The sequence below is a fragment of the Polaribacter pectinis genome (genome assembly GCF_014352875.1).
In the GTDB taxonomy this organism is placed as follows: domain Bacteria; phylum Bacteroidota; class Bacteroidia; order Flavobacteriales; family Flavobacteriaceae; genus Polaribacter; species Polaribacter pectinis.
On record NZ_CP060695.1, the window covers coordinates 3,435,903 to 3,455,068 of the forward strand.

The 19,166-nt window shown below is 30.0% G+C and carries 17 protein-coding genes; 7 read left to right on the forward strand and 10 right to left on the reverse strand.

The window, feature by feature from the left end:
- Nucleotides 1-54: 54 nt before the first annotated feature.
- The 7 genes from H9W90_RS15215 to H9W90_RS15245 all read right to left on the reverse strand — a co-directional run bounded on the left by H9W90_RS15215 (nucleotide 55) and on the right by H9W90_RS15245 (nucleotide 7,130).
- Complete coding sequence (locus tag H9W90_RS15215) at nucleotides 55-561, reverse strand: OmpH/Skp family outer membrane protein (protein ID WP_187482423.1); 507 nt, start codon at nucleotides 559-561, stop codon at nucleotides 55-57.
- 12 nt (nucleotides 562-573) lie between these two features.
- Nucleotides 574-1,368 carry an OmpH/Skp family outer membrane protein gene (locus tag H9W90_RS15220; protein WP_187482424.1) on the reverse strand — a complete coding sequence of 265 codons (795 nt, stop codon included), beginning with the start codon at nucleotides 1,366-1,368 and terminating at the stop codon, nucleotides 574-576.
- A 65-nt stretch (nucleotides 1,369-1,433) separates the two neighbouring features.
- Entirely contained in the window at nucleotides 1,434-3,959 is a 2,526-nt protein-coding gene (bamA, locus tag H9W90_RS15225) for an outer membrane protein assembly factor BamA (protein WP_187482425.1), read from the reverse strand.
- Nucleotides 3,960-3,966: 7 nt separating this feature from the next.
- Nucleotides 3,967-4,710 (reverse strand): undecaprenyl pyrophosphate synthase, encoded by a 744-nt coding sequence (gene uppS / locus H9W90_RS15230; RefSeq protein ID WP_187482426.1) that lies wholly within the window; start codon nucleotides 4,708-4,710, stop codon nucleotides 3,967-3,969.
- Between the two features lie 4 nt (nucleotides 4,711-4,714).
- Nucleotides 4,715-5,392: a type IX secretion system protein PorG gene (gene porG / locus H9W90_RS15235; protein WP_187482427.1), complete on the reverse strand. Its 678-nt coding sequence runs from the start codon at nucleotides 5,390-5,392 to the stop codon at nucleotides 4,715-4,717.
- 106 nt (nucleotides 5,393-5,498) lie between these two features.
- Nucleotides 5,499-6,398, reverse strand: coding sequence for an NAD kinase (locus H9W90_RS15240; RefSeq protein WP_187482428.1), 900 nt, complete (start codon nucleotides 6,396-6,398; stop codon nucleotides 5,499-5,501).
- A 72-nt stretch (nucleotides 6,399-6,470) separates the two neighbouring features.
- Nucleotides 6,471-7,130, reverse strand: a complete 660-nt coding sequence (locus H9W90_RS15245) for a CBS domain-containing protein (protein WP_187482429.1) — start codon at nucleotides 7,128-7,130, stop codon at nucleotides 6,471-6,473.
- Between the two features lie 60 nt (nucleotides 7,131-7,190).
- On the opposite strand from H9W90_RS15245, the gene H9W90_RS15250 reads away from it, so the two are divergent.
- On the forward strand, nucleotides 7,191-7,904 hold the full coding sequence (locus tag H9W90_RS15250; RefSeq protein ID WP_187482430.1) for a pyridoxine 5'-phosphate synthase: 714 nt from the start codon (nucleotides 7,191-7,193) through the stop codon (nucleotides 7,902-7,904).
- Between the two features lie 39 nt (nucleotides 7,905-7,943).
- Nucleotides 7,944-8,717 carry an alpha/beta fold hydrolase gene (locus H9W90_RS15255; RefSeq protein ID WP_187482431.1) on the forward strand — a complete coding sequence of 258 codons (774 nt, stop codon included), beginning with the start codon at nucleotides 7,944-7,946 and terminating at the stop codon, nucleotides 8,715-8,717.
- A gap of 157 nt (nucleotides 8,718-8,874) precedes the next feature.
- Here the strand turns inward: H9W90_RS15255 and H9W90_RS15260 are convergent, their stop codons facing one another.
- Nucleotides 8,875-9,339 (reverse strand): hypothetical protein, encoded by a 465-nt coding sequence (locus H9W90_RS15260; RefSeq protein WP_187482432.1) that lies wholly within the window; start codon nucleotides 9,337-9,339, stop codon nucleotides 8,875-8,877.
- A gap of 141 nt (nucleotides 9,340-9,480) precedes the next feature.
- The gene (locus H9W90_RS15265; protein ID WP_187482433.1) at nucleotides 9,481-11,583 is read right to left on the reverse strand and encodes a M48 family metalloprotease; all 2,103 of its coding nucleotides are present in this window, start codon (nucleotides 11,581-11,583) and stop codon (nucleotides 9,481-9,483) included.
- 113 nt (nucleotides 11,584-11,696) lie between these two features.
- Between H9W90_RS15265 and H9W90_RS15270 the strand changes: the two genes are divergently transcribed.
- A complete protein-coding gene (locus H9W90_RS15270) occupies nucleotides 11,697-12,023 on the forward strand; it encodes a nucleotide pyrophosphohydrolase (RefSeq protein WP_187482434.1) in 327 nt (108 codons plus the stop codon).
- A gap of 1 nt (nucleotide 12,024) precedes the next feature.
- On the forward strand, nucleotides 12,025-12,273 hold the full coding sequence (locus tag H9W90_RS15275; RefSeq protein ID WP_187482435.1) for a hypothetical protein: 249 nt from the start codon (nucleotides 12,025-12,027) through the stop codon (nucleotides 12,271-12,273).
- Nucleotides 12,274-12,378: 105 nt separating this feature from the next.
- Here H9W90_RS15275 and H9W90_RS15280 read toward each other — a convergent pair whose 3' ends face one another.
- The gene (locus tag H9W90_RS15280; protein WP_187482436.1) at nucleotides 12,379-15,486 is read right to left on the reverse strand and encodes a VPS10 domain-containing protein; all 3,108 of its coding nucleotides are present in this window, start codon (nucleotides 15,484-15,486) and stop codon (nucleotides 12,379-12,381) included.
- Nucleotides 15,487-15,542: 56 nt separating this feature from the next.
- Between H9W90_RS15280 and H9W90_RS15285 the strand changes: the two genes are divergently transcribed.
- The 3 genes from H9W90_RS15285 (at nucleotide 15,543) to rlmN (ending at nucleotide 19,157) form a co-directional block, all read left to right on the forward strand.
- Entirely contained in the window at nucleotides 15,543-16,772 is a 1,230-nt protein-coding gene (locus H9W90_RS15285; RefSeq protein WP_187482437.1) for a 3-phosphoshikimate 1-carboxyvinyltransferase, read from the forward strand.
- 73 nt (nucleotides 16,773-16,845) lie between these two features.
- Complete coding sequence (queA, locus tag H9W90_RS15290; protein ID WP_187482438.1) at nucleotides 16,846-17,895, forward strand: tRNA preQ1(34) S-adenosylmethionine ribosyltransferase-isomerase QueA; 1,050 nt, start codon at nucleotides 16,846-16,848, stop codon at nucleotides 17,893-17,895.
- A gap of 224 nt (nucleotides 17,896-18,119) precedes the next feature.
- Nucleotides 18,120-19,157, forward strand: a complete 1,038-nt coding sequence (gene rlmN, locus H9W90_RS15295; protein WP_187482439.1) for a dual-specificity RNA methyltransferase RlmN — start codon at nucleotides 18,120-18,122, stop codon at nucleotides 19,155-19,157.
- The last annotated feature ends 9 nt before the right edge of the window (nucleotides 19,158-19,166 follow it).

The window sequence follows — 19,166 nt, forward strand, 5'->3', positions numbered from 1 at the left end:
AAAAAACCTACTTTAAAAAGTAGGTTTTAGATATATTATTAAGAAAGTGTTTTTTTAGAAACCTAATTTTGCTTTTACAGCATTAAAGATATCTTCACCCTTACTTACTAAAAGTCCTTTTCCTTTAGAAGCATCTAATACATACAAAATACCTTTAGCAGCAGCAACTTCGTCAATAGCTTTTTGAGCTTTTTCGATAATTGGACCTAACTTATCATTTTGTTGTTTTTGCATATCTTGATAAGCAAATTGTCTTGCTTGCTCATATTTAGCTCCTTCTTGTTGTAATTCTACAGCTCTTTGATCATTTGTTTCTTTAGTCTGACCTTCAGATTCTGCAATATACTTCTTTCTTTTAGCATCTAATTTTTTAGCGATTCCTTCAATTTCATCTTGGTAAGTTTTACCTAACTTTTCAATGTCTAATTTTAGCGCTTTTGTTTGTGGCATTTCTGCTACTAATTTTTCAAAGTCTATATGACCTACTTTTTGTGCATTTGCAACACCAGCTACTCCTAAAGTAAATACAGCAATTAATAGTAACGTTTTTAAATTTTTCATTCTTGTTTTAATTTAATTATTATTCTTGTCTTCTTTGTTATTTTTTTCTTGTTCTTTCTTTTTTCTAGCAGCTTCTTTCTTTTCTCTTAATAATCTTCTTTTTTCTTCTCTTTTTTTAGCTAACTCTTCTCTTCTTTCTTGTATTGCTTTCTTCTTGGCCTCGTTATCTGCAATTTTTTTCTCTTTTGCGTCTTTTCTATTGTCTAGAACTTCTTTCTGTTTTGCAGTTAGTTCTTTGTTAGGCGCAGCTTTCTTTTCGTTTTGTTTTTCTTTTTTTTCGTCAATTAATCTTGTTCTGTCTATGGTAGATAAAACGAGGTCGCTAATATCGTATTTTTTATTGGAAAATAACATGACTAAATCACTAGATTTATCAAAAACAAAGTCATATTTTTTTCTTTTTGCAATACCCTGTATTGCATTGTAAACTTGGTCTTGTATTGGCTTTACTAATTGCTTTCTAACTAAAAACAAATCTCCTTTTGGACCAAAGTATAAAGATTCTAATCTTCTTAACTCTTCTTGTTTTAATGCAATTTCTTCTTCTTTTTCATCGATTAAATCTTTAGTAAGAATTGCTTTTTCGTTTGCCAAGTCAGATTTAAGAACTTCAATATGTCTTGCTTGCTCATCTAATTTTTTTCTCCATTTAGCAACTTTTGCATCTAGAGTGTTTTGAGCTTCTAAATATTCTGGAACATTTTCTAGAATGTATTCCATGTCTATATAGGCAATAATTTGATTTCTTTGCGACCAAGAGAATGTAACGCTAAATAAAAGAACGATTAATAAAAATACTTTTTTCATTTCTATAATGTGTTTAGAAAAAACCGTGCCAAAAAAACTTTTGACATTACAAATGTACAGTTTTCCTAGAATTGTCTTCCGATAATAAAATGTGTTTGCCATCCAGATTTAACATTTTGTCCTGGTAAAGGATCAAAACCGTGAGCAAAATCGATTCCTAATAAACCAAATGCTGGCATAAATATACGTACACCTAAACCTGCTGAACGTTTTAATTCAAACGGATTAAATGTGCTAAAATTGTCATAAGAATTACCAGCTTCTAAAAAACCTAATGTATAAATAGAAGCAGATGGAGAATCTGTAATAGAATAACGTAATTCTAATTGAAATTTATTAAAAATTGTACCACCTTCTATAGAAGAAATTCTATTGTTTTCATATCCTCTTAAACCTATGGTTTCTCTACCATCTAATTGAAATTGTGCAATTCCATCTCCACCAACAAAATAACGTTCTACTGGTGGCGCACCTAGTTCTTTGTTATAAGATCCTAAATAACCTAATTCAGCATTAGACATTAATACTAATTTATCGGTAAATGAAGTGTACCATTTTCCTTTAGCACTAAATTTATAGTATTCTAACCATTTGTATTTATCTTCTGGAGGCAACCCAGAATAGTCTTTTTTATTTACTAATGAATAAGGGAATGTTGCTTTTGCACCAAAAGAAAATTCTGAACCATAAGTTGGAAAAATTAAACTTGGCCCTGCAGAGTTTCTACTAATTGTTGCGTTGTAAGATAAATTATTTAATGTTCCATTATCTATTCTAACACCACCTAAACCAAAGCTATAATTTTTTACAACTAAAGCTTGATAGCTAATTGTTTGAGATAATTGAAAGAAATCATCTGGCCATTTTAGACGTTGTCCTAAACCTAAAGATGCTCCAACAATATTTAAATTTTGAGTATCATCTACCTCAAAAGTATTTCTATCAATACCATATTGATTAGATGAATAAACAGAAAATGATAATGATTTAGGTTTTTTACCACCTAACCATGGTTCTGTAAAAGAAAAACTATACGTATTGTAGGTTCTACTAGATTGTAAACGTAAAGATAATTTTTGTCCATCTCCCATAGGTAATGGTTTGTATGCATCTTTATTAAATATATTTCTAATAGAAAAATTATTAAAAGATAAACCTAGAGTTCCAATAAAAGAACCACCACCATAACCACCTTGTAGTTCAATTTGGCTACCACCTTTTTCTACAACTGCAAAATTAATATCTGCTGTTTTGTTTTGATAATCTGGTACTACGTCTGGTGAAACATTAGAATCGAAGAAACCTAATTGACCAATTTCTCTAATAGATCTAATAATAGCGCTTCTACTAAATAAATCTCCTGGTTTTACACGTAGCTCTCTAAAAAGTACATGGTCGTTTGTTTTATCATTTCCAGAAACAGTAACCTTTTTTATTCTTGCTTTTTCGTCTTCTCTAATTCTAATTTCTACAGTAATAGAATCATTTTTAACTTTGGTTTCTACGGCATTTACTTGCGAAAATAAGAACCCATTATCTTGGTATAAAGTAGATATATCTTGAGATGTTGGTGTTCCATCACCTTTAACTCTTTCTTTTAAAACAGCACCATTGTATACATCACCTTTATCAATTTTTAAATATTGATTTAATTGTTCATCTGTATATTCTTTATTACCAACAAATATTATTTCTGCAAAACGATATTGTCTACCTTCTTCTAAATCTATATTGATATTAATGGTGTTATCATCATTCCAAGACATGTTTTCACTTAAAATACGCGCATCTCTGTAACCAAGTCTGCTGTACTTGTCTAAAATGTTTTCTAAATCTTCTTGGTAATCTTCTTCAATATATTTTGATGTTTTCCAAAAACGACCTAAAAATTTTTCTTTAGTGTTTTTCATTGCCTTTCTAAGACTTCTTCCAGAAAGTGCTTTATTACCAGTAAAAATAATGTCTTTAATTTTTATTCTTTTTCCTTTATCAACAAAAATAGACATGTTTACGATGTTAACATCTGAAGTGTCTTTTTTAACATCTAAATTTACTTTGGTTTTTAAGAAACCTTTGTCTGTGTATTTTTTTGTGATGTAGTTCTTTGTAGTTACAACAAGATTGTCTGTAACCATTGCACCAGTTTTTATTTCGGTTTCCTTTTTTAATTCTTTGGCTTTAGATTTTTTAATACCTGTTATTTTAACGTTGTTAAGTTGAGGTAATTCTAAAACATCAAATTGTAAATAAACGGTGTTACCATCTATTTTAGCTAAATAAACATCTACATTACTAAACTGTTTACTTTCGTACAATTTTTTAATAGCACTTGTTAATTTATCTCCTGGTAATTTAATTGGTTGCCCGTTTCTTAGACCAGTAAAAACTCTAACAGTTTCTTCACTAAACTTTTTTAAGCCAGTAACAGAAATGCTTCCTAAAATATATTCTTTACCTTTTTCGAAAGAAGGATTGTTAGTAGATAATGTATCTTTTTTTACAATTGATAAACTATCTATTTTTGTTTGTGCTGTTGCACTAAAAGTAAAAAATAGTGCTATAAACACTATTGCAGCAGAAAGTAATTTCATAAAAAATTTATTCTGTAAGTTGTTCGCTTGTTTTTCCAAATCTTCGTTCTCTATTCTGATAATCTATGATTGCATCGTAAAAATGCTCTTCTCTAAAATCTGGCCAAAGTATATCTGTAAAATATAATTCGGCATATGCCATTTGCCATAATAAGAAATTACTAATGCGTTGTTCTCCACTAGTTCTTATCATTAAATCAACATCGGGCAAATTAAATGTATATAAATGGTTATTTATAGTATTTTCATCAATATTTTCTAAATCAAGCTCTTTATTAACAACTTTTTTAGATATGTTTTTGATTGCATTAACAATTTCTTCTCTTGAGCCGTAACTTAAAGCGAAGGTTAATACAATATCTGTGTTATTTTTGGTTTCAGAAATAACATCATTTAAAACTCTTTGTGCTTTTTTGGGTAAAGTATCTATTGCTCCAATAGAATTAACTTTAACTCCATTTTTCATAAAGTCTGGTAATTCTTTTTTTAATGAATTTATTAATAAACTCATTAAAGCATCTACTTCTAATTTTGGGCGGTTCCAGTTTTCTGTAGAAAAGGCATACAACGTAATTGCTTCAACATTTACTTGAGAGGCTGCTTTTACAGATTCTCTAACTGCAGTAAGGGCATTTCTATGACCAAAAATTCTATTCATTCCTTTACCTTTTGCCCAACGTCCATTACCGTCCATAATAATGGCAACGTGTTTTGGGGTTTTTAGTAAATCGATGCGTAGTTTTTTATCCATATTTTTATAATCCTTCTGTGTAACAAGCTGGTCTACCAAACGTGTAAATTAATGAAACACCTGTAAACATATACCAATCTTTACCATTTGTACCAAAATCTAAAGATTGAATTCTACTAGTAGAATAATCTAAATCATCTTCAAAAGTGTATCTAAATTTTGCTTCAATAGCAAATGCTAAAGTACCATATAATTTAGACTTATAGCCAATTCCTATTGGTATTGCATAAGATGTTTTATTTGTATATTCATAAACTCCAGGACTTGTTTCAGATTTTACAGTTTTATAATTAAAAGCTGCAAGTTCTAATAAAATATAAGGTGTCCAACTTTTATCTTCTGATGAAATATCATATTCATAAAAATTAAACTCCATTCCTAAAGCTAGTTCATTAATAGTATTGTTAAAACTTAACCCTCTATTTTGTTTAAAATCTGTATCAGCATTTTTATCGTCAGCACCAATTGGTAAATAACTATATGTTGCTCTTAAAGTAATTCTAGGGTTCCAGTTATACTTAAAAAACACAGCTGCAGCAGGTTTGTTTGGATAGATGTAATTAGTTCTACCAATGTCACCAACATAGTTTGTACCTCCTAAAGAGAGCCCAACTTCATACTCTTGCCCCAAAAATATTGAAGAAAAGCTTACAAATACGATAAATAATATACTGTTTTTCATTCTAAAAAATAGCGAGCAAATATAGGAATTTCAATTTGCTTTATAAAGTTAATATTCAGTCTTTTTTGAATAACTGCTATTTTGTTCTTTTATTGTTGAAACTGCGTTAAAGATTGGTTTCATTTCTTGTGTCTTCTCCCCAGAGTAATTTACTGCGTAAGGTTTGTAAAAAAGATTGATTTTTAGGAATAATACTTTTTACTTTAAATGCAGCTTTTTTAATGTGAACTTTAGTGTTTTTAGGTACAGTAGCAATTCTTGAATCTAAAGAAATTAGAAAATCTTTTTCTCTAGAATCTACTTCTAGTTGAATAGCAGTTTCGTCTGAAATAACCATTGATCTTGCGTTTAAATTATGAGGTGCTATAGGTGTAATAACCAGGTTTTTAGAATCTGGCGAAATTACTGGTCCGTTACAGCTTAAAGAGTAGCCTGTAGAACCTGTTGGTGTTGCAATTATTAAGCCATCTGCCCAATAATTGGTTAAATATTCGTTATTTAAATTGGTTCTTACACCAATCATAGATGTTGTATTTTTTCTTGCAATTGTAACTTCGTTTAAAGCAAAATTAAGTTCAGAAAAATCGTGTGTTTTTGGTTCAGTTTCTATAGATAAAAGAGTTCTTTCTTGTATAGAATACTCACCTTCTAATATAAGTTCTACGCTTTCTTTAATTACATTTTTATTTATAGTTGCCAAGAAACCTAATCTACCTGTATTAATACCTAAAATAGGTATGTCTAAATTTCTAGTAAAAGTTACAGCTCTTAAAATTGTACCATCTCCACCTACTGTAAACATTATATCGAAAGAATCATTTAAGTCTGAAAAATGAGAAAATGTAGGATATTTTTTATCCAAACTATCATCTTTAATTAATAAGTCATAGAATTGTTTTTCTATAAAAACAACAATATTATTTTCTTGAAGAACCTCCAACAGAATTTTAATTTCTTTTTCTGCGGAAATTGAATATGATTGACCGTAAACTGCTACTTTCTTCAAAATTTATGTTTTATTTTAATCTTTTAATTTAGAAAGTTATTGTATTAAAACTTCCAACTTCCAACTCAAGAACTACATTTCTAAATATTTCTGTAAATAATCGGATCTATTTTTTAAATCTTCTAAATAAATATCATTCTCGTGAGTAGAAACTATCTTGTAATCATACCTTCTAAAAGTTTGTATAATTTCGTTAATTTCATTGGTAACAATTTTAAGCGTTACTTGAATAAAATCATTCGATTTAGAAGAAACGTAAACACCCAATAATTTAGCGCCATTTGCTTCCACAATTTGTGCAACTTCTCCCATAGAATAATCATTTTCTAATTTTTCTACAATTAAAGTTTCGCTTTCTTCAATTAAAAACGGACTTGTAGAAAAGACATCTAAAACATCACCCAAATCATAATACCCCATATAATTTCTTTCCTTGTTTAAAACAGGAATAATATTGGTGTCATTATCAGCAAAAATCTTTAACAATTCTAAAACTGTGGCTTTTTCATCAGCAAAAAAAGAATTCATTAAGTGTGCGTAAGCAACTAATTCTTCATCTTTGTTTTCGATTGTTTGCAAATCATCTTCAGCAAAAGAACCTAGTAATTTATCATCTTCAATAACAGGAAAATGAGTAATTGGGTAGTTTTTAAAGACTTTTTGCGCATTTTTTACGCTATCTTTTAAACGTAATGCCTTAATCTCTTTTAATATGTAATCGTTTATGTTCATTCAGTACGAATATAGGATAAAATGATTAAATCAGTTATCTTTACAGCCTAATTTTAGACAATGACAAAGTTAAGTGTAAATATTAATAAAATAGCAACTTTACGTAATTCTCGTGGAGGAAACGTACCAAATTTATTAAAAGTTGCAACCGATATTCAAGAATTTGGAGCAGAAGGAATTACGATTCACCCAAGACCAGATGAAAGACACATTCGCTACCAAGATGCAAGAGATTTGGTTTCTGTGGTTAAAACTGAATATAATATTGAAGGAAATCCAATTAAATCTTTTATAGATTTAGTGTTAGAAACGAAACCAACGCAAGTTACTTTGGTGCCAGATGCAATAGATGCAATTACGTCGAATGCTGGTTGGGATACAATTACGCATCAATCTTTTTTACAGGAAGTAATTAAGGAATTTCAACAAAACGGAATTAGAACTTCAATTTTTATTGATACAGATGCTAAATTAATAGAAGCCGCAGCAAAAACGGGTGCAGATAGAATTGAATTATACACAGAAGAATTTGCAACGCAATTCGATTTAGGAAATAAGAATGGCGTAAAACCTTATACTGAAGCTGCAATTTTAGCACACAAATTAGGTTTAGGAATTAATGCAGGACATGATTTGAGTTTAGAAAACATCAAGTTTTTTAAGGAGAATATTCCGAATTTAGCAGAAGTTTCAATTGGGCACGCATTAATTGCAGAAAGTTTGTATTTAGGATTAGAGAATGTTGTAAACATGTATTTGCACCGTTTGAAATAGTAGTAAATTTTTTAATCTCAATTAATACAGATAATACAGATGTCAAAAAATCCAATATTACATTCAACCATAAAAGGCGAAGGAAAACCATTGTTAATTTTACACGGTTATTTTGGCATGTCTGATAATTGGAAAACGTTAGGAAATCAATTTTCGGAAGATTTTGAAGTTCATTTATTAGACCAAAGAAATCACGGAAGAAGTTTTCATTCAGAGGAGTTTAATTATGAGGTTTTAGTTGAAGATTTACACAAATATATAACACATTATCAGTTAGAAAACATCTATTTAATTGGGCATTCTATGGGAGGGAAAACAGCAATGTTATTTGCAGTTACCTATCCTGAATTGGTAGATAAATTAGTAATTGTAGATATTTCGCCAAGAATGTACCAACCACATCATAACGCAATTTTAGCGGGTTTAAATTCTGTTGATTTCTCAATTCAAAACTCAAGAAGTTTGGTAGATAAAAAAATAGCAGAACTCATACCAGAGTTTGGTGTTCGTCAGTTTTTATTGAAGAATGTGTATTGGATAGAAAAAGGACAATTAGCCTATCGTTTTAATTTAGAATCTTTAACAGAAAATAATTCTGAAATCGGCGAAGCATTGCCACCTTTTACAGTTTTTGAGAAAGAAACTTTATTTTTAAAAGGAGACAAATCTAATTACATTACAGAAAATGAAGAGCCAATTATTGAGGCACATTTTCCAAACTCTAAAATTGTAGAAATTAAAAATGCAGGCCATTGGTTACATGCAGAAAACCCGAAACAATTTTACGATGAAGTTTGTGATTTTTTTAAGTGATTCGCTAACGTTGTTGTGTATGATTAGTTGCGTGTTTTAAGCACTAAAGTTAGCAAATAAAACACAGATAGAAAGTCCGCGAGGACTTTCGTAAATTGGCTAAAACCAAGCAATTAAATATACACGGTGTTAGCAAATGTTTTTTATTCGTTTGTTATTATTTCAGAGTTTTAATTCCATTTTTATATTCATTAAGGCAATATTCATCTAACTTTATTTCGTGATTATAAGTCGAGTTTCCTTGATTAATTGATACTTCTATATCAATTATCTCTAAAGTCTCTAAATCTATTAAAATCGTATATCCAAAATCCTTGTTTTTCTGGGAAATGTCAAAATTCAGATAGTATGGCATTATATCTTTTGAATGATACCACGAAGCTGATAATTTCAATTTAGGTTTTTCGTGAATGTCAAAATAGTAATTCATACAACTTGGCAAAACAATTTCTTTGTCTTTTATTCTCAAGTATTTTTTACTTAAGTCAAATTTTGTAATTCCAAATTCTTTCGGCAAACCAATTATATTTCCATTTTCATCAATTCGTAGTATTGTATCTTGATGAACTATATTTGAATTCGTAATAAATATAAATGAGATTAGAATCAGAAGCGTTTTCATTCGTAGAGATTGGTTTTTAATATTTGCTAACTCTGATGATAAGGTGAGTTTAAATTCACTCTATGGTAAGTTAACTAAGTTATATTTTTTTAATTTTAGAAACAAACTATATTGTTTTTCAAAGTTTTGTTTTTTAATGTTTTAAATATTTTTCACATCAAATAAACTCTTATGAAACATTAATATCAATGCAATATTTTTTTGTTCTACTCTTTGGCAATTAAAAACTGCAGCTTCTAATTCGTTTGCAATATTGTTAAACTCTCCGTTTTCAAAAATTAAACCAGGTTTTCTATCAAACTTTCCTGTATCTATAATTGCTTCTTTAAATTCAGTAATATCATCTATGTTAGGTAATTGCTTAAACTCAATTTTGTCTATTTTAGAAAGGGTATCATTCAAATTAAAATGAAGGTCTTTAATTCTATTTCCAAAAGAAGTAACTGTATTTTGTTCGACATCAGTTCTTGCTTGTAAATCATTTAATTCATTAAAAATAGTATTTTTAGTAGCAACAATATCTCTGTAAATTTCAGAAATAACTGCGTGTTGTTTGTAAATTTTTAGAAGCTCTGCATCTTTAGCTTCTTTTTTTGCAATTGCCAAATGTGATGCGCAAAAGTCAATATCCCATTCTTTAAAACTATCATTAAAAATCTTTTCTTTTTCTTGAATTAAAAAGATATAACCTTCTTGTACGGTTTTTTTATTGAATTCTTTTTCTTTATATTTAAATGAAGTTTCCTTGGCAGTTCCTTCAGAAATTTTCACCACTTTTTCTATCAATAAATCAATTTCTTGAACAGGTTTCATTAGAGCTACAAGTTCCGTTTTTAAACTTTCTATGGTTTTAGAAGTTCCGTTTTCTGCTTTAGAAAGCAGTACCTTTTCTTCTTCAATGTGTAAAAAACGATCTTGAAATGTATTTAAGTATTCTTCTGCCAATTCTTTTCCTATTTGTTCTTGCACAATAAAGTTCTCAAAAACGGTAGCTTCAGAAAATTCTTCGGGCGTTTTATTAATGTATTTCTCATGAATTAAAGCAGTCATGGTTTCTTGTAATTCTTCATTATTATTATTAAATAATAACCAAGGAGAACGTGTGTCTTCAATACAAGCAACAAAAGGAACTTTCGCATTATGTTCTCTTTTGTCATTTGGTGGGTGACTTAAATACATGTTTGCTTTTGAAACTTCAGAATTTGTAAAAAACGTTTTTCCTCCTCTTTTATCTACTGGTAAGTTTTCTAATTTCGTGTTTAGTTCTTCTTTGTTTCTTTCTAAAGCTAAATTATTATGTAAGTACAAATTTTTAACAAATACTTTCTTTTTAGAAGCTAAAAAAGCATTGTTTATAGTATTGTTCCAGTTTTCGAAACCTGTATCTAATTTCCAAAGTGCAGAAATTATGGCATCACTTCCAGAAGTACTTACAGCAACTTTGTCTGCGTTAAACTCCATTTCTCTAGAAAGCGAAGAATACATAATATTTAAAAACTGATAAAATAATGCTAGAACTTGTCTAATAATCCAAATAAGTGGTGTTATTGCCCAAGCAGCAGCAGATAATCGTAAATCTGATGCTCTCCATTGATCTAGAATATCATCCCATTTATCTCTCGAATAAATCATATCATGTATAATTGTATTTGCAGAGTTAATATAGCTTCCTATTTTCATACTACTTTGTGCAAAATGTCCAAATTCATGACTTACTACTGCTTTAAATTCTGATAAGTTTAAGCAACTTGTTAAACCTAAACCAATAGTGAGTTCTTTTTTTATTGGTAAAAATAAACTCAACCAAATATTAGAGTAAGAAACATAGGCATTTACATCTGGGTCTATGTAAATATTTTTTGGTTTAGGTGCTCCAGTTTCTTTACAAATCTGGTCAATGAAGCTCCACAATTCTTTATGCTCTTCTTTTTTTAATTTAATTCTGTTTTCTGGCTTGTGGTTTTTAAGTTTAAAAAAAAACTTTAATGTAAATATTAATAGCATTAAAGAACCACCAATAGCTCCAATTTTAAGTAGAATTGTAATGGTATTAATTAATGAAACTTCATAAATAAAAGCGTAATAAACCAAAAAAAACAAACCAACAACCAAGGCAGCATACAAAGTAAAAAACAATACAATAGCAACAATTGCTAAAAATGCTTTAAATTTATAAGATGAAGGTAAAGAAGTTAGTTTTAAAGGTACGTTTTTCGGACTTTCTGGATAGTAAATAGTTGACATGAAATAGCAATTTTATTTTTTTTAAAACTAATTAAAAAAAATAAAAGACCAAATTATTTTAGAACCTTTATATTTGATTTTTTTAAATTCTTCAATATTTCAATACAAGAAAAATGAACATAGAAAACGCACAAAAACAAGTAGATGATTGGATTAAAAATCACGGAGTTCGTTATTTTAATGAGCTTACAAACATGGCCCAACTTACAGAAGAAGTTGGAGAAGTGGCAAGAATTATTGCAAGACGTTATGGAGAGCAAAGTGAAAAAGAATCGGATAAAAATAAAGATTTAGGTGAAGAATTAGCAGATGTATTATTTGTTGTTTTATGTTTGGCAAATCAAACAGGAATCAATTTACAAGATGCTTTTGAGAAGAAATTAGATATTAAAACAAAACGCGATCATGATCGTCATCATAACAATCAAAAATTAAAATAAAATGACTTTTTTAGAAAAAATAAAACAACCACTTTTTTGGACGAATTTCGCAAAAGTTGCCATTCCTTTTTTTATTATGGTTACTTTAATTTCATTATTTATGAATAGCTGGAAAGAAATATTTGCTGGTGATTTTGCAAAAGTGAATGAAATAAATTTCGCTGGCAATAAATGGAAAACTTTTTGGGGATTAAAAATTGTAATAAGTACTTTTTATGGTATTTGGGTTACTAGTAAAAAAATGAAATAGGTAATTAGTTATTGCTGTTAAAGCGTTAAATATATAAGATAATAAAAGGGTCAGTTTCAAAATTTTTGAAACTGACCCTTTTATTTTAAGTTAATTTTAGAAAGACTAATCTAATTGAATCAAATCAATATCACTTTCTTTTACTTTTTGGTTTAACTCTCTCACTCCATTTACAAATAAGGCATTTAGTTTTGTCAATTCTGCATCAATGTCTTTAGTAATTGCATTTTTAAAATCAATGGCTTGTTGTGTTGGAGCATAATTTCCAATTCTTGTTAATGAGTTTAAATGTGCTAATTTATTGTTCAAACGAATTGGGTAATTTAATGGATCTTGTCCGCTTTTAGATTTTGTTTGATACAACGTTTCTTCAATTTTGGTCATGTTTTTTACCAAAGTATCAGCATATTCTAACAATGCATTGTGCTTTTCTTTGTCTTTAATAGATTTCTTTAACAAACCAACTTGACTTCTAACTTTCTTCACATTTTTTAATGCTTTATGAATTTCAGTCATTTTGGTGTTAATGTCATTTATAAAATCAAATTGTGCTTTCATATCACTTTCTGTAGCTTCCGAAGTTGGATTCCTTAAAATATTAAAATTCTGATGCATCTTTTTATCATTCACAGCCAATTCCACTTTGTAATTTCCTGGCAATGCCATTGGTCCGTTTAATGAAGCCCACCAAAGAATCATTCCTTTAACTTTTTCAGCTCCAGGATACATCATATTCCAATAGAAAATATTATTTCCATCTTCTAATTTTAATTCTTCTTCCTTATTTTCTTTATCAGGTTTTGTTGAATATTTTTTGATGATATTGTCGTTAGTATCATAAAATGATAAACTAATAATGTCGTCTTCTTTTTTCTCTTTGATAAAATAATTTACAGCAACGCCACCAGGATGATTTGTTCCTTGAGTTTTCGAAGTTCTACCATTTCCACCACTCATATTATAAGCATTTTTTGGCTTGTATAAAACAATTTCTTCTTTTAAAGTTGATGAATTTAGTTGATGAATTGGTGTTAAATCGTCTATAATCCAAAGCGAACGACCTTGAGTTGCAGCAATTAAATTATCGTTTTTAATAGCCAAATCTGTAATAGGTACAATTGGTAAGTTTTGCTGAAAAGATTCCCAACTTTTTCCATCATTAAAAGAAATATACATACCTTTTTCTGTTCCAGCATACAACAAATCTTTACGTTTTGGGTCTGCTCTTAAAGCTCTTGTAAAAGCTTCGTTTTCAATTCCATCTACAATTAATTTCCAAGATTTTCCGTAGTTTTCTGTTTTGTAGATGTAAGGTTTGTAATCTCCAGATTTGTATTTCGTTCCTACAATATAAGCACCACCTTTTGTAAAAGGATCTACTTCAATGCAGTTAATCATCATCCATTCTGGCATTTTCTTTGGAGTAACATTGTCCCAAGAATCGCCATTATTTTTAGAAACATGTACCAAACCATCATCTGAACCTGTCCAAATTAAACCAGCTTCAAAAGGCGATTCTGTAGCTGCGAAAATAGTTCCATAATATTCTACACCAGTATTATCTTGTGTAATTGGTCCACCAGAAGATTTTAAAGTTTTTGGGTCGTTTCTCGTTAAATCCGGACTGATTAATTTCCAAGATTGTCCTTCATCTTCTGAAGCGTGTAAATGATTAGAAGCGGCATACAAACGTTTTTTGTTATTTGGAGAAAAGAAAATAGGGAAATTCCATTGGAAACGATATTTAAAATCTTCAGCTCCATGACCCATTGGGTCATCTGGCCAAACATTTATAGCTCTTGTTTCTCCAGTTTTATGATTTTTTCGGGTTAACAAACCACCATAACTTCCACCATAAACAATATCATCATTTAAAGGATCTACAGCAATATGCGCACTTTCTCCACCAGCAGTAGATTCCCAGTCGGATTCTGTAATAAACCTTCCAGCAGTTCTGTGAGAAATTCTAACGGTTGAATTATCTTGTTGTGCAGCTAAAATTCTATATGGAAAATGATTATCTGTAGTAACTCTGTAAAATTGAGAAGTTGGTTGATTCATATACGTACTCCAATTCTCGCCAGCATCAAAAGAAATTTGTGCACCTCCATCGTCTCCAATAATCATTCTTTGGTTGTCTTCTGGAGCAATCCACAAATCGTGATGATCTCCATGAGGTGCATTATAAGTCGAATATGTTTTTCCACCATCAGTAGATTTATGATAACGTACATTTAAAACATATAAAATATCTTCATCTTGTGTATCTGCATACAAACGTGTGTAATACCAAGCTCGCTGACGTAATTTTCTTTCGGAATTGATGAGTTTCCAATTTTTTCCAGCATCTGTAGATTTGTAAACACCTCCTTTATCGTTTTCAATTAATGCCCAAACAATATCGGAATTTACAGGAGAAACTGTAACTCCAGAAATTCCCCAAGTTCCTTTTGGTAAACCTTTGTTTTCAGAAATATTGGTCCAAGTTTCTCCTTCGTCTGTACTTTTAAATATGGCAGAACCTTTTCCGCCAGAAGATAAACTGTAAGGAGTTCTGCGAACATCCCAAGTAGTTGCGTATAAAATCCTTGGGTTATTTGGATCGATAATTAAATCGATAACTCCAGAATTTTCATCCGAAAACAATACTTTTTTCCAGTTTTCTCCACCATCAATAGATTTGTAAACTCCTCTTTCTTGGGTTGGTTTGTATAAATCTCCCATAACTCCTGCAAAAACGATATCTGGATTTTTAGGATGAATTCTCATTCTCGGAACGTGTCTAGAGTTTTTTAAGCCCATATGTTTCCAGGTTTTTCCAGCATTTTCCGATTTCCAAATTCCATCTCCAGAAGAAACATTTCCACGAACGGTTTTTTCTCCCATTCCAACATAAATCACATTATTATCCGATTTAGAAACGGCTACAGAACCCACAGAACCTCCAAAAAATCCGTCGGAAATATTCTGCCAAGTATTACCAGCATCTGTAGTTTTCCAAACGCCACCACCAGTTGCACCCATGTAAAAAAGATTCGCTTTACCAGAAACCCCAGTAACAGCAGCACTTCTTCCTCCTCTAAAAGGGCCAATGTTTCGCCATTCTACCGCGCTAAAATATTGGTTAGAAACTTTGTTAGCATTTTTTTGTGCATTAACTTTGGCATTCGAAAAGAAAATCATGCAAATTGCCAGGAAAATATATTTTTTCATGTTTGGTAAGTTGTAGTTTTGAAGTTTAAAAATAAGAATTAAAATCAGGTTTTAGAATGGACATATTGTTAAATGTTTTAGAGGATAAAAAAATAAAAGAAGAAATAACAATTTCTGGTTCTAAAAGTGAATCTAACAGATTACTGATTTTACAAAACTTATTTCCTGAAATTTCTATTGAAAATTTATCAGATTCAGACGATTCTATTCATATGCAACACGCTTTATCAACAGATAAAGAAATAGTAGATATTGGGCATGCAGGAACAGCAATGCGCTTTTTAACATCTTATTTTGCTGTAAAAGAAGGTAGAGATACTGTACTTACAGGTTCCGAAAGAATGCAAAACAGACCTATTGAAATCTTGGTAAATGCACTTAAAGATTTAGGAGCAGATGTTTCTTACGAAGATAAAGTTGGATATCCACCAATAAGAATAAAAGGAAGAAAATTAATTACGGATAAAGTCCAAATTAATGGAAACGTAAGTAGCCAATATATTTCTTCTTTATTATTGATTGCTTCAAAATTAGAAAACGGATTAACTATAGAATTGGTAGGAGAAATTACATCAATTCCATACATAAATATGACGTTGAGTTTATTACATCAATTAAATATTGAAGCAAATTTCGAAGGAAATATTATAAAGGTACTTCCAAAGAAAGAAATTGCAAAACAAACAGTTGTGGTAGAAAGCGATTGGTCTTCTGCAAGTTATTTTTATTCGATAGTTGCATCTGCAGAAATTGGTTCTTCTATAAAATTATCAGCATATAAAAAAGAAAGTTTACAAGGCGATTCTTGCTTGGCAGAAATCTATAAACATTTTGGAGTTTCAACAACTTTCGGTGAGAATTTTATCAACCTTAAAAAAGAAAAAGCATCTAATAAAGAAGTATTAGAAATCGATTTAAGAAACGCACCAGATATTGCACAAACAATTGCAGTAACTTGTTTTTCTGAAGGAATTTCTTGTAATTTAACTGGTTTACATACTTTAAAAATTAAAGAAACAGACAGATTAGAAGCTTTAAAAGAAGAATTAACCAATTTAGGCGCTTCAATATCAGTAACTAATGAGAGTTTGCATTTAGAAAAATCATCAGAAATTAAAGAGCATATTTCTATAAAAACTTACAACGATCATAGAATGGCAATGGCTTTTGCACCTTTGGCATTAAGAGTTCCTATTAAAATTTTAAATGCAGAAGTAGTTACAAAATCGTTTCAGAAATTTTGGGATGATATGCAACAAATTGGAATTAAAATAGATAAACTGTAAATTAAACGGCGAAACACTTGACAACGCCTATTCCCATATCGTATATTTGCCATCCTTATAGCAAAATATATATATGAAATTATCACATTTTGAATTTGAGTTACCAGAAGAATTGTTAGCATTATATCCTGCTGAACATAGAGATGAATCTCGTTTAATGGTTTTAAATAGAAAAGAACAAACTATAGAACATAAACAGTTTAAAGACGTTATAAATTACTTCGATGAAGGAGATGTTTTAATGTTGAATAACACCAAGGTTTTTCCTGCTAGAATGTTCGGTAATAAAGAAAAAACTGGTGCAAGAATTGAAGTTTTCTTATTAAGAGAATTAAATGCAGAGAATAGATTGTGGGATGTTTTAGTAGATCCAGCAAGAAAAATTAGAATTGGAAATAAATTATTTTTTGGAGAAGATGATAGTTTAGTAGCAGAAGTTATAGACAACACAACTTCTAGAGGAAGAACTTTACGTTTCTTATTTGATGGTTCTTACGAAGAGTTTAGAGCTAAATTATTAGAATTGGGCGAAACTCCATTACCAAAAGAAATAAAAAGAGAAGTAGAAGCTTCAGACGAAGAACGTTACCAAACAATTTTCGCAAAACACGAAGGAGCAGTAGCAGCACCAACAGCAGGTTTACATTTTTCTAAACATTTATTAAAACGTTTAGAGATTAAAGGAGTAGATTTTGCAGAGTTAACATTGCATGTAGGTTTAGGTACTTTTAGTTCTGTAGAAGTAGAAGATTTATCGAAGCATAAAATGGATTCTGAGCAAATTGTTATTCCAGAAACATCTGCAAATATGATTAACAAAGCTAAGAAAGAAAAAAGAAGAGTTTGTGCAGTAGGTACTACAGTTATGAGAACCGTAGAATCTTCAGTATCTTCTAAACAAGAATTAAACGCTTTCGAAGGTTGGACAAATAAATTCATTTTTCCTCCTTATGATTTCAGTATTGCTAACACAATGATTACTAATTTCCATCAACCAAAATCTACTTTAATGATGCAGGCAGCTGCATTTGCTGGGTACGACTTTTTAATGGAAGCATACAAAGTAGCCATTAAAGAAGGTTACAAATTCTCTACTTATGGAGATGCAATGTTAATTATCTAAATAAAAAAACATTATAATTTAAAGGCTGATAATTATTAATTGTCAGTCTTTTTTTTTGGCATTTCCTTTCAGGTCGCGCTTTCCATTATATCTTTTTTTCGTTCCTCAAAAAAGGATGCCATTTCAATCGCTAATGCACCTATTTGCTAGCTTTAGCCATAACTTCAAATTATATGTGTATTTTTGCAACACAATTATTTTAACTTTTTAAAATCATAGAAAACTTGACTAAAAAGAAAGACATAAGAGCCTTAACAAAAGAACAATTAAGAGATTTTTTTGTAGAAAATGGCGACAAAGCATTTCGTGGAAATCAAGTTTATGAATGGCTTTGGAGCAAGTCTTTACATACTTTTGAAGCAATGACAAACATTTCTAAAGAAACCAGAGAAATGTTAGAGGCAAACTTTGTTATCAATCATATCAAAGTAGATTCTATGCAAAAAAGTAAAGATGGAACCATAAAAAACGGAATTAAATTACACGATGGTTTGGTAGTAGAGTCCGTTTTAATTCCTACTCCAAAAAGAACTACGGCTTGTGTATCTAGTCAAGTTGGTTGTAGTTTAGATTGTAAATTCTGTGCAACTGCACGTTTAAAAAGAATGCGAAATCTAAATCCAGATGAAATTTACGACCAAGTTGTTGTAATCGACAAACAAAGTAGGTTATACCATAATAAAAAACTGACTAATATTGTTTTTATGGGAATGGGAGAACCTCTTATGAATTATAAAAACGTGCTAAAATCTATTGAGATGATTACCTCGCCAGAAGGTTTAGGAATGTCGTCCAAAAGAATTACAGTTTCTACTTCTGGAGTGCCAAAAATGATTAAAAAAATGGCAGATGAAGAAGTGAAATTTAATTTAGCAGTTTCGCTACATTCAGCAATAGATGAAGTTAGAACTTCAATTATGCCTTTTAATGTTAATTTTCCTTTAGCAGATTTAAGAGAGTCTTTAGAGTATTGGTACGAAAAAACAAACCGACCAATAACCTACGAATATATAGTTTGGGGCGGAATTAACGACCGTAAAGAAGACATAAAAGCATTGGTAGAATTTTGTAAATATGTGCCTTGTAAAATCAATTTAATAGAATACAACCCAATTGACGATGGTGAGTTTCAACAAGCAAGCTCTTCTGCAATAAATAATTACATTTCCAATTTAGAAATGAATGATATTACCGTAAATGTTAGGCGTTCTAGAGGAAAAGATATTGATGCAGCTTGTGGACAATTAGCCAATAAATCGTAAAAATAAAAT